This window comes from Niastella caeni, assembly GCF_004834005.1.
Lineage (GTDB): Bacteria > Bacteroidota > Bacteroidia > Chitinophagales > Chitinophagaceae > Niastella > Niastella caeni.
The window spans coordinates 333,276-345,560 of sequence record NZ_STFF01000007.1 but is presented as its reverse complement, the minus strand read 5'-3'; the positions used below and the strand labels follow the sequence as shown (position 1 = coordinate 345,560).

The window sequence follows — 12,285 nt, the reverse complement described above, 5'->3', positions numbered from 1 at the left end:
CTAGAAATCCCGAAACCTCAAAATCACAAAATTTTTGTATTACCAATGATCACTTTTCTGAAAGCCAATATAGCATCGCTGGCAGCCTCACTAAGTGATTTTTTGATAACCGTGCTGTTGGTGCAAGTGTGCAGAACAAATGTGGTAATGGCGGCAGCGGCAGGTACAGTAACGGGAGGTATTATTAATTTTTTGATAGGCAGGCATTGGGTTTTTCAGGCAGGAGATACACGCAGAATGCCTAACGCGGAACGCAGAACGCAGAACGAAATGCACCATATTAAACTGTATTTCGCGTTAGGCGTTAAGCGTTTAGCGTTTAGCATAAATTTAGAAGCAGTAAGGCAACTGTGGAAGTATGCGCTGGTATGGGCCGGCAATTTGCTATTGAATACGGGTGGTGTATATGTACTGGCCTGCCAGGCTGGTTGGCATTACACCGTATCAAAAGTAGTGACATCGCTGCTGGTTGCTTTCCTGTATAATTATCCCCTGCAAAAGAATTTTGTGTTCAGCAATAATTGGATAGAAGATGATTAGTTTGATCGATAGTAAGAAAGGCCTGGCCTTATTCCTCTTTGTTACCTGCTTCATTGTTTGTGCGCAGGCCCAAACAGTGGTCAGGGGAATTGTAAGAGATGCCCAAACGCATGCGCCGCTTTCTTTTGTAAGTATTTATTTCAGGGGTAGCAAGGGCGTGGTGAGCGGCGAAGATGGCAGTTATAGCATTTCCACCAATAACCCGAAAAATACTACGCTGGAGTTTTCTTTCAATGGATATAAAGTGTTGCGTAAAAAAATTGAGGCCGGCATTACGCAGGACCTTGATATAAACATGGAAGTAGAAGAAATGAAGGCCGTGGTGGTGAATTCGAGAAAGCGGGGCAAATACAGCAACAGGAATAACCCGGCGGTTGACCTTATCAGAAAGGTGGTTGACAACAGGGATCGCAACAGGATGAGCGCTTTTGATTATGTACAATACCAGCAATACGAGAAGATGGAATTGTCGCTTACGAATAAGCCTGAAAAGCTGATGAACAACCGGCTTTTAAAGAATTACAAATTTTTGCTCGAAAACCAGGATACTTCCAAGCTCGAAGGAAAGGCGCTGGTACCGGTATACCTGGAGGAAACCCTTTCAAACAAGTTCTTCAGAAAAGATCCTTCAAAAGAAAAAACATATGTGCTGGCAAAGAAGAAGGTAAACCTGGGCGAGTTTGTAGACAACGATGGCATTACACGCTACCTGAACAGCATGTATACGCCCATTGATATTTACGAACCAAATCTCATGTTGTTATCGAACCAGTTGCTCAGTCCTATTTCAGACCTCGCTCCTACTTTCTATCGGTTTTATGTAGGCGATACAGTAGAGCTGGACGGCATCAAACTGGTGAAACTTACTTTTGCACCGCGCAATCCCAACGACCTTTTGTTCAGGGGTTCCATGTTCATTACGCTCGATGGCAACTATGCAGTTCAAAAGATCCAGATGAGCCTGACCAAACATGCCAACATCAACTGGACAAGGGAGCTGCGCATTAAACAGGATTTCGAACGCGGCACCGATGGCCGCTACCACGTGGTGATGAGCAATATCCTCTCCGAATTTGCCTTGTCTAAAAAAGCTACCGGCGGCCTGGTGGGCGAGCGCACCGTTTCTTATAAGAATTATGTGATCAACCAGCCCGCTGCCGACTCGGTGTATGAAGGCAAACCCGAAGTGATCGTTGATGCGCCTGCAGGCGCCATCGACAGTTTCTGGACAGCTAACCGGCATACAGCCTTGTCTGCTACCGAAGAAAAGGCTTATGCCAACATGGACAGCCTTCAGCATATGAAGTCGTACCGCCGCATGATGGACTGGGCCACTTTTCTGCTGGCAGGATATAAAGCAGCAGGTCCGTTCGACATTGGGCCCGTGAATGCCTTTTATAGTTTCAACCCCGTGGAAGGTTTCAGGCTGCGGTTTGGCGGCCGTACCACACCAAAGTTCAGTAAGCGGCTGTATTTTGAAACCTATGCCGCTTATGGCTTTAAAGACGAACGTTGGAAGTATTTTTTATCAGGCGCTTATTCTTTCAACAATAAATCGATCTATTCTTTCCCATTGAATTTCTTGCGGCTGAGCTATCAACATGATACAAAAATCCCGGGACAGGAACTGCAGTTTGTACAGGAAGATAATTTCCTGCTCTCGTTTAAGCGGGGCGATAATAATAAGTGGCTGTACAATGATATTTTCATTGCCGAGTATGTGCGGGAGTTTGGCAAGAACATCAGCTATACATTAGGGTTCAAAAACTGGAAGCAACAGCCGGCCGGTAACATTGTTTATGAAAAGTTGAATGGCAGTGGCGTCGCCAACATTCCCAACATTACCACTACAGAACTTTCGGCTGAACTGCGCTGGGCGCCCCATGAACAGTTTTACCAGGGAAAAACCTACCGCATCCCGATCAATAACAAGTATCCTATTTTTCGCCTTCGCTATATTTCAGGTATCAGAGGATTCGTGAACGGGGATTATAATTACCAGCAACTGACGTTAAATATTTTCAAGCGATTCTATTTCTCGCAATTCGGTTATGCCGATGTGGTTACAGAGGCCGGGAATATTTTCGGACAGGTCCCCTACCCTTTGCTCACCATTCACCGGGCCAACCAAACATATGCGTATCAGCTTAATTCTTTCAACATGATGAACTTCATGGAGTTTGTAAGCGACCACTATGCATCGGTAAGCACCGATTATTATTTCAATGGATTTATTTTTAATAAGCTGCCCTTCATCAAAAAGTTGAAGCTGCGTGAAGTGGCCGGTTTTAAAATGGTGATAGGCGGTGTACGAAAAGAAAATAACCCGGCCTTTAACAAAGAAACGTTTCTGTTCCCTACCGACGAGTGGGGCAAAGTGACCACTTTCTCGCTGGCTGGCAAGCCCTATATGGAGGCGAATGCAGGGATTGGTAATATTTTCAAGATACTACGGGTAGACCTGGTAAAGCGGCTTAGCTATATGGAAAACCCGAATGTACCGAACTGGGCTATTCGCGCCAGGGCAAGATTTGAATTTTGATTAAAACAGTTATTTTATGAGCCAGATCGCTATACGTGACCGTTTGCAAAAAAATATTTACAGTGTGATTGATCCTGCGGTACGCGGGTTGGTAAAAGCAGGCGTGACGCCGAATTTTATTACCACTACCGGCCTTGTGTTGAATATTGGCGTAGCTGTGGTATTTATTGTGGGAGCCGAAGAAGGCAACCGGGGAGATCTCTCTTATGTTGGCTGGGCTGGCGCCGGTATCCTCTTTGCCGGCCTGTTCGATATGCTCGATGGGCAGGTGGCGCGCATAGGCAATATGAGCTCCCGCTTTGGCGCTTTGTACGATTCTGTACTTGACCGCTACAGCGAACTGTTTATGTTCCTTGGCATTTGTTATTACCTGGTGGCGCATCACTATTTCCTGAGCTCTTTGTTTGCTTTCATTGCCCTTATCGGCTCTATGATGGTAAGCTATACACGCGCCCGGAGTGAAGGACTGGGAATTCAAAACAAAGGCGGATTGATGCAGCGGCCGGAAAGAGTGGTGTTAACAGCCGTATCGGCTATTGCCTGTGGCATTACGGCTTCAGTTATTGGTGGTGATTATAAGCTGAGTGTACCCGGCATTCCTTTCCATGTGTTTGAAACAATGTCAGTTTTTACAATACCCATTACCGTAATGGCCGTTTTAACGAATGTTACCGCTATTAAAAGGTTGATGGACGCAAAAAAAGCGCTTGATAATTAAGTATGAGACAACGCATTTTCGGGATGGTGTTGTGCAGCCTATTGTCTTTATATGCAGCAGCGCAGGAAGGATTCCCTGTGCCGGCAGATAATGCCCATCAACTGTTTTATTTGCAGCGAACCTCCAATACCAATACGATCGTATATGAGCTCAATTATAAGAATGGGAAACTGAATGAAAGTAACCCGATACATGTTTTCTGGATAAGATATGCCGAGCAGGGCCAAAGGGCCGAACTGAGCTTTATTCAACGCGCGTTTGCTTATGGGGTGAAAATAAAGCAGCTACCAGACAGCAGTTACCGGGTGCGATTGGTTTCTTACGCAGGCTATACCATGTACCTGATAAAAGGGGCAGATAAACAATTCAGGATCTATGCGTCCATTAACAAGAAGATGGTGATACTCAAGAGCATTTTTGTAAAGATCACGGGCGGCTCTATGTGGTCGCCTGAAATAGAATATTTCGAGGTAAGCGGCATAGACCCGTACACCAATAAGCCTGTTGCTGAACGTAAGAAGGTGCTGAAAAGTGAGATCAAAGAGAAATAGTTCCCGGTTACCAGGTACCTGTTACCGGGAAATTTAAAACACAGGCCTCCCCGGAAACTGGCAACCGGCAACTGGTAACTTAAAGTTTAGTCCATAATTATTGTACTTAACCTAAGTACTTATTTTTATTCGCTATGAAAAAACTGTATGTTTCTAATACTACCGAGTCTGTTAGGATGTTCAGGAGCAACTGGATGGAAGCATTGTCGAAGGTGCATTTCTCCGTGCCGCTTTTTATTTATGTTCCCGTTATTGCCGTTATGACATGGCTGGCTTTTGATAAAAACATTTCAATAGTTCATTATTTTTTGCTGGTGGCTGCGGGGTTAGTGGTATGGACGATCACTGAGTACGTGCTGCACCGCTTTGTTTTTCATTTTGAGCCATCTTCCGCCTGGGGAAAGCGGATCCATTTTATTTTCCACGGCGTGCATCACGATTACCCGAAAGATGCAAAGCGGCTGGTGATGCCGCCTTCTGCCAGCATTCCACTGGCTGCAGGTTTTTATCTTTTGTTTTCACTGGTGTTTACGAATAAAACCTACTTATATCCTTTCTTTGCCGGTTTTGTTGCCGGCTACCTGGTGTACGACATGATGCATTATGCCATGCATCATTATAATTTCAAAAGCAGGCTGATGAAGCGGGTAAAGCAGCATCACATGCTTCATCATTACGATGACCCCACAAAGGGATATGGTGTAAGCTCCTCCCTGTGGGATGTTATTTTTCAATCCGGTTTTCCCAAGAAGAAAAAGTAATCATGCTTAGATCTGTTCCTGTTCCCTTTGCTCCCCGAACTGTTATAATCACTACGCTTATAGCTGCAGTATACCTGTTGCTGTCTGTATGGCTGGTAGGCTTCAAGACCGATCAACTGGTATTGATCGCCCTATTCAACGGGTTGTATTATGCTTCCGGCATTACGCGGAAGTTTATTACCGGGTTTTCGATCTTTATCGTGTACTGGATCATTTTTGATTACATGAAAGCCTTTCCCAATTATACTTTCGGGCATGTGCATATTGGCGAATTGTACAACACTGAAAAACATTTGTTCGGTATTACTACTGCAACAGGGACCATTACCCCCAATGAATTTTTCCGGCAACATCACACCATAGCCGGCGATTTGCTAAGTGGCCTCTTTTATTTGTGCTGGGTACCGGTGCCCCTGTTGTTTGCTTCTTATTTATTCTTCAGGAACCGGCCTTTGTTCCTGCGGTTCGCCCTGGCGTTCTTCGTGGTGAATATGATCGGTTTTGTTATGTATTATATTTACCCGGCGGCCCCACCCTGGTATGTACAGGAACATCAATTTAAATTTATCGCGTCTACGCCCGGCAATACGGCCGGACTGAACCGGTTCGACGAACTGGTGGGTGTTCCGGTTTTTCGATCTTTGTACGCCAAGGGATCGAATGTTTTTGCTGCCATGCCTTCTTTACATTCTTCCTACCCGGTGATCGTATTGTTTTATGGCTTAAAAGGGCGGTACCGGTTTGCCAGTATTGTTTTTGCCGTGATCATGGCAGGCATCTGGTGTTCGGCTGTATATACCAGTCATCATTATGTGCTCGACGTACTGGCGGGTATTTGTTGTGCAGCGGCAGGCATTTTCCTGGTGGAGCGCGGTGTTCACAGGCCAGGATGGTTCTCCAGGTTCTTTGATTCTTATTTGCATAAAATTATTTAATAGATTGGTATGAACGGTGCTTCTATTGTAACAAAAAAACAAACGATCCTTACCGGGCTGAGCAACGGGGATTATGATGCCTTTCTGTATGATTGTGATGGAACACTTGCTGATAACATGGGCGGGCACAAGGCCTCTTACCGCGCAGCAGCGCTTATGTATGGGTTTGCGCTGGATGATACAATTATCGATGAACTGGCAGGCTGGCCTATTATTCAGGTTGCGGAGGAGATCAGGAAACGGTATGATGGTAGTTTTAACCCGGCCAATTTTACGCAGCTAAAGAACCAATTGTATGAGGAAACTTTTATCGCTGATACAAAGCCTATCGAATTTGTGGTAGCACATCTGAAAGCACATGCCCAAAAGGTTCGTATCGGTGTAGTGTCTGGTGGCAGCCGGGTCTCAGTTTCCACCACCCTTCAGCAACTCGGTATTACCTCGCTTGTAGAAGTATTGGTATGCGCCGGTGAAACATCCCGGGGCAAACCTTACCCCGATCCTTTTTTACATGCAGCGGAGCGTTTAGGTGTTGACCCTTCCCGGTGCCTCGTCTTTGAAGACGGGCAGGCGGGTGTGCAGGCTGCTGAGGCCGCTGGCATGCGATGGATACGCATAGATCATATATAAAATGGCTATGATGGGTGAAGGAAGGAGCATTGTAAAAAACAGGTGAAAGATTGTAGATTTGAGTGATGGTAATCCGCTTTTTTCCCAAAAACCTTTATAACGGAATTGCCGTCTAAGCTATGAGAAAATTTTTACTGTTCATGCTGCTTATGGCATCCTCTACCTGTTTTGCCAAGAGGATCTATGTGAACCCATTGGCCATAGGTAATAATAATGGAACTTCGTGGGTAAACGCCTACACAAAACTTACTGCTGGCGTAGAGCTGGGTCTAGCCGGCGACACCGTTTTAGTTGCTGAAGCCATTTATGATAATGTATCGTCGGGCAGCCTCTATAGCTACCGTATTCACGAGGGAATTACTATATTGGGAGGATATCCGAATACAGGCAACCCTACTGATGCACAACGCAATTGGGTAACCCACCCTACTATACTTAGTGGTGATGGCGGAACTAACGGAACTCCTGATAATGTGCTCTTACTACAGAATATCGCCAATGCTGTTGTGATCGATGGGTTCATAATGAAATGCTCACGAACAGGCGGTTTAAAAATTGTAAATGCTGCCACCGTTCTTGTAAAAAACACCGTATTCGAAAATAGCTGGGGAAATGCAGTTTATATTAACAATAGCCAGGCTACATTCATCAATTGTGTTCTTAGCAGGAACGATGAAAGTCCGGTTTATAATACGACAAATGCGAATACCGCTTTTTACAATTGTGTAATTGCCAGCAATTATGGGTATTCACAAGTTATAAAAAACGAAAATGCCACGCTGGCCATCTACAACTGCACCCTGGTAAACAATACGGGCCTCACCATCATGGGTACCGGCACCGGTTCTATTCAGATCAAAAACAGCATTTTCTGGGGCAACCTGCAAGGTAACCGGTTCGAGAATGCAGATATCAATTCCTATAATCATACCATCGTTGCAAGCCATTCCATTACCCAAACTTATTTCGATAGCAACATAAATACCCTGCTAACGAATCAGCATCCCCGGTTCCTGAACCAACAGCAACCAGCTGGTGCAGACAATAAATTTTTCACGGCCGATGATGGCCTGCAGCTAACAGTCCCCTGTTCGCCCGCACTGAATTACGGCAACAACAGCCTGTTGGGATCAATAACCACCGACATAATTGGCAATCCCCGTATATTCAATGCAGGCACCGTTGACCTGGGCGCCTATGAAATGCAGCAGGCGCCTGGTTCGCATCTGAAAACCGTTTATGTAAACAACAGCGCAGCAAACACAGGCACCGGTGACGGCAGTACCTGGGCAAATGCATTCACCTCTTTACAGCAGGCTATGTTGTATTGTGCCGATACCATAAAAATAGCTGCCGGCACTTATCTAACACCGAACTCCTATACAGATAGTGTTTTTTCCCTTGAATCGGGCAAGGTACTTATGGGTGGTTATCCGGCAACGGGTAACCCGTCGAATGCAGACAGAGATCCATGGCGCTACCCTACCATCCTGAAGGGCAACTATTCGAAAGCGTCAACCGGTAATTATTCACCGGTGTTAAAAATTTATCGTACCGATTCCACTACCCTGCTCGATGGCATAAAGTTCACAAATTGGGCAAGCAGTGATAACAGCAGCAACGTGCATGCCGTTTCGGTTAGATATGGCGCAAGCCTCACGATAATGAACTGCGACTTCAGGGTCGATGCTTCACAGGGGATCAGGGTAACAGGCCTGGCCATCGGCGAGGCATGTACGCCGTATGTGTACAGGTGTGAATTCAATACCGGCTTTTCTGAAGCCGGGGGTACTGCTGTAGGTTGTGGAGGAAATTCAAACACGGTTTTTGCCTGGTGTAACTTCCGCGCATATGGTGTGGCTTCAGACGGCATATCGCTGAACAACTCGTCAGCCACTTTCGACAGTTGCCTGTTCTGGAAAGATATTTCGAATGCGGATGCCGTTTTTATGAGCACCTACGCCACCGTACTTACGCTTAACAATTGTATTTTCAGGGCTTACAATAATCGTGTGCCGCTCCTGCGTAATACCGCCAACACAACAGGTCTTGTAACAAATTCCATCTTTCGAAATATTCAAACAGACGGCAGTACGCCAGCCATATATAACGACAATAGCCACCTGGTCTTCAATAAATGTTTATTCGACAGCAGCAAGCTGGTGATGCGTAACCTCAACCAGTCGGCCCCGGTTATTAATAACTGCTTAAGTGTGCACGGACGGTTTATGTGGAACAAGCGCAGTACGCCCCTGGTGAACAACTGTACAGTAGTGAACACCTATTTCGCGCCTAATTCACCATTGGATATTACGGCACGCGAGGAACTGGTGACCAATGACGATAGTTCTGTATTCCGGGCCAACAATACCATTTTCTGGCCGGCCAAACTAAACCCCGGAGAGAAGGATATTGCCGACCAGCAAAATATTTTTAATCCACCCGCCAATTCATCATCAATACTCACAAATTGCCTCACCCAGAATTATGGGACCCATGGGCAGAATGGCAATATTGTGGGAAAAGTGCCGCGGTTCAATCGGCTCGACTATATTTTGGGCCCCGATGGCCGGCTCTTTACCGCCGATGACGGTTTGCAATTGGCTGTATGTTCGCCGGCTGTAAATACCGGTAACAGCGCCCTGGGCACCATCCTTGCTACCGATGTGTTGAACAATCAGCGTATTGCCAATGCAGTGATAGACATGGGAGCCTATGAATTGCAGCACTCGGCCAGCAACACAGGCAGCTATTATGTGAACAGTGCCGCCAGCGGCAATAACACGGGCGCCAGTTGGAACGATGCTTATCCCGATCTGCAGGCTGCATTATGCAATGCCTGTGCAGACACCATACGGGTGGCTGCCGGCACCTATAAGCCTGCCGTAAGTAAAAGAGACAGCTCCTTTGTTATAAGCCACCCGTTAGCTTTGTATGGCGGATACCCGGCCACCGGTAACCCAACTGAAGCGAACCGCGATGCGGTAAAGCATCCAACGATCTTAAGTGGTAATATTGGCGATGTTACCGATTCACTCGACAATTCGGGGTTGATCGTATTTGTAAATGCAGTTACCGATAGTGTGCATATCGATGGTTTTGAGATACGGGATGGATATAATTCAGGTGGCATTGCGGTAAATGCTGCAGGCGGGGCTGGCATGTGTGTTTTGTATAGCAATACCGGGATCTATAATTGCCGGTTTATAAACAACCGGTCATCCCCTTATGGCGGTGGTGTAAGCATCACTTCACTTTCGCGAACCACTGTAAGCGGCTGTACTTTCACCCGCAATTCAAGCACCAATGAAGGCGGGGCGCTTTACTCAAAAGGGTATCTGCACCTGACCGGTTCCGTTTTTGAGAACAATTATTCATATAGTAATGGTGGTGCAATAGGTGTAAACGCAGGATGCGACATCAGCAATTCCGTATTCTACAAAAATTATACAACTGCCACGAATGCAAATGGCATAGGCGGCGGATTATTCATCGGAAGCACTGCCGGATACGCCAACGTTACGAACTGCAGCTTTGTGGAAAATAAAGCCACCTCTACCAATGCGCCTGACATGGCCGGGGGCGGTTTGTACTATGATGGATTGCATGCTGCGCGATTTAAAAATTGCATTTTCAATGGAAACCTGGCCGGGAATTATACCAACAACTCCGGCGCCGACATCAACTATAAAGGGTATAGTATCGCATCCAATTGCATATTACAGTATAGCCGCGGTCCATTAACTAACGACAGCCTCATAGCTGTTGACCCCGGGTTCCTGGCAGTGAACGATCCCAAAGGGCCTGATGGCATTTGGCTTACAAAAGATGATGGATTGCAATTGCATTATGCTTCTGCCGCCATTAATTACGGACAAAATGCAGCCGTTCAAAATATACCAGTTGATATTTTGGGTGACGCCCGTATTGCGTTGAATAAAGTTGACCTCGGTGCTTATGAATACCAGAACACGCCGGTAGCCCGTGCAGGAGCCGACACATCAATTTGTACCGGCGATACTGTAACGATTGGCCGGGATGGCAACCCCAATCATATCTATAACTGGACTTCCAGTCCGGCAGGATTTACTTCCAGCTCACCTGCGCCCGTGGTTAATCCTGCGGCATCCACCACTTATTTCATAGAAGTAACCAATGGTACCCAAATAGTCCGCGATACGGTTGAGGTTTCGATCAGCAGTTCGTTAACACCTGCAGTGAATGTAATTACCGGCAGCACTTCGGTGTGTGCCGGTGCGGCCGTCTTTACTGCTGTTCCTTTATACGGCGGAGCCGATCCTGCTTATCAATGGCTGGTGAATGGGGTGAATGCCGGCACGGATACGAGCGTTTTTTCCACTAATGTGCAGCAAGGGGACCAGGTAAGCGTTCGGCTCACCAGCAGCGCTTCCTGCGCATCGCCTGCTACAGCTACAAGCAACGTCATTACCATGAACGTAACGCCGGTGGCGGTTCCACAGGTCACTATTAACGGTCCGCTTGTTTTTTGTGAAGGCGATACGGTTACCTATACGGCTACGCCGGTCGATGGCGGCACAAGGCCATTGTATAAATGGATCAAAGGCGGTGTATTAGCAGCCACTACTTACAATAATAGCTATACGACAGCCTTTATTACCAGCCAAACGGATATTTATGTAATGATGTTCAGCAATGCCGTTTGCCAGACAAAGGGGGGCGACACCAGCAACGTGCTTAGGGCTATGCCGAAGTCGATCATTACACCATCCGTTGCTGTTTCTGCATCAAACACAAACATCTGCGGTACGCCACAGGTAACATTTACTGCGCAGGGATATGGTGGCGGAACCACTCCCCTATGGCAATGGAAAGTAAACGGGAACAACGTAGGAACTAACAGCAACATATATAGAAGCAATTCGATGGCGGATGGTGATCAGGTGTATGTGGCAATGACATCCAATGCCGATTGCGCCAGGCCCCCTGTGGCGGAAAGTAATAAAGTGACGATGATCGTTGACAGGGCAATTATTCCCACCATCAGTATAACGGCCCCCACCGAAGTACCACAAGACACCATTATAACTGTTACCGCCAGCCTGGTGAATGGACATGGCGTGACGAGCTACTTATGGCAGGACAGCACTGCGACCCACAACTGGCAGACCATCACCGGCGCCGTTACCAGAACAGTGAATTACACACCTAAAAAAACAGGTGATAAGATCCGCTGCGTGGCACAAACTGCTACCAATTGTGGTGATGCCGTAACAGCACAAAGTGAACCGGTTACATTTAAGGTAAATACAGTTACCGGAATTGATCCTGTACCAGCTGCCTACTATGGTATTTCAAGTTGGCCGAATCCCGTTAACACGTATCTGATCATTGATGGCCTAAGACTAAGCGACCAGTGGCAAATGCTGGAGATCTCAGGCGTGGAAGGCCGCCAGAAAATACAGGTTCAATCAATAGCCGCACAAAAGCAGGTAACGCTCCATACTGCTTCCCTAAAGGCCGGGCTGTATATTGTTATTTTGAAAAAGAAGAATGGAGAAATGGTGTATATAAAATTTGTGAAGTTGTAAATTAATATCAGGTTATTGCGAAGGCTCCGGCGGTAATG

Annotated in this window: 8 protein-coding genes; all 8 read left to right on the top strand. The window is 46.5% G+C overall.

Annotated elements, in window-relative coordinates:
• Nucleotides 1–45: 45 nt before the first annotated feature.
• The 8 genes from FAM09_RS23520 to FAM09_RS23485 all read left to right on the top strand — a co-directional run bounded on the left by FAM09_RS23520 (nt 46) and on the right by FAM09_RS23485 (nt 12,247).
• A complete protein-coding gene (locus FAM09_RS23520) occupies nt 46–540 on the top strand; it encodes a GtrA family protein (RefSeq protein WP_136579606.1) in 495 nt (164 codons plus the stop codon).
• Complete coding sequence (locus FAM09_RS23515) at nt 533–3,082, top strand: DUF5686 and carboxypeptidase-like regulatory domain-containing protein (protein ID WP_136579605.1); 2,550 nt, start codon at nt 533–535, stop codon at nt 3,080–3,082. Before FAM09_RS23520 ends, FAM09_RS23515 begins: the two co-directional genes overlap by 8 nt.
• 16 nt (nt 3,083–3,098) lie before the next feature.
• A complete protein-coding gene (locus FAM09_RS23510; protein ID WP_136579604.1) occupies nt 3,099–3,800 on the top strand; it encodes a CDP-alcohol phosphatidyltransferase family protein in 702 nt (233 codons plus the stop codon).
• A 2-nt stretch (nt 3,801–3,802) separates the two neighbouring features.
• Nucleotides 3,803–4,351 carry a DUF4833 domain-containing protein gene (locus FAM09_RS23505; RefSeq protein ID WP_136579603.1) on the top strand — a complete coding sequence of 183 codons (549 nt, stop codon included), beginning with the start codon at nt 3,803–3,805 and terminating at the stop codon, nt 4,349–4,351.
• A gap of 134 nt (nt 4,352–4,485) precedes the next feature.
• On the top strand, nt 4,486–5,112 hold the full coding sequence (locus FAM09_RS23500) for a sterol desaturase family protein (RefSeq protein ID WP_136579602.1): 627 nt from the start codon (nt 4,486–4,488) through the stop codon (nt 5,110–5,112).
• A gap of 2 nt (nt 5,113–5,114) precedes the next feature.
• The gene (locus tag FAM09_RS23495; protein ID WP_136579601.1) at nt 5,115–6,047 is read left to right on the top strand and encodes a phosphatase PAP2 family protein; all 933 of its coding nucleotides are present in this window, start codon (nt 5,115–5,117) and stop codon (nt 6,045–6,047) included.
• Between the two features lie 9 nt (nt 6,048–6,056).
• Entirely contained in the window at nt 6,057–6,677 is a 621-nt protein-coding gene (locus tag FAM09_RS23490) for an HAD family hydrolase (protein ID WP_136579600.1), read from the top strand.
• Between the two features lie 119 nt (nt 6,678–6,796).
• Nucleotides 6,797–12,247 (top strand): choice-of-anchor Q domain-containing protein, encoded by a 5,451-nt coding sequence (locus FAM09_RS23485; protein ID WP_136579599.1) that lies wholly within the window; start codon nt 6,797–6,799, stop codon nt 12,245–12,247.
• Nucleotides 12,248–12,285: the final 38 nt, after the last annotated feature.

Coding starts and splice junctions, on each gene's coding strand:
- FAM09_RS23520 (WP_136579606.1), top strand. CDS start 46: ATGATCACTTTTCTGAAAGCCAATATAGCATCGCTGGCAGCCTCACTA.
- FAM09_RS23515 (WP_136579605.1), top strand. CDS start 533: ATGATTAGTTTGATCGATAGTAAGAAAGGCCTGGCCTTATTCCTCTTT.
- FAM09_RS23510 (WP_136579604.1), top strand. CDS start 3,099: ATGAGCCAGATCGCTATACGTGACCGTTTGCAAAAAAATATTTACAGT.
- FAM09_RS23505 (WP_136579603.1), top strand. CDS start 3,803: ATGAGACAACGCATTTTCGGGATGGTGTTGTGCAGCCTATTGTCTTTA.
- FAM09_RS23500 (WP_136579602.1), top strand. CDS start 4,486: ATGAAAAAACTGTATGTTTCTAATACTACCGAGTCTGTTAGGATGTTC.
- FAM09_RS23495 (WP_136579601.1), top strand. CDS start 5,115: ATGCTTAGATCTGTTCCTGTTCCCTTTGCTCCCCGAACTGTTATAATC.
- FAM09_RS23490 (WP_136579600.1), top strand. CDS start 6,057: ATGAACGGTGCTTCTATTGTAACAAAAAAACAAACGATCCTTACCGGG.
- FAM09_RS23485 (WP_136579599.1), top strand. CDS start 6,797: ATGAGAAAATTTTTACTGTTCATGCTGCTTATGGCATCCTCTACCTGT.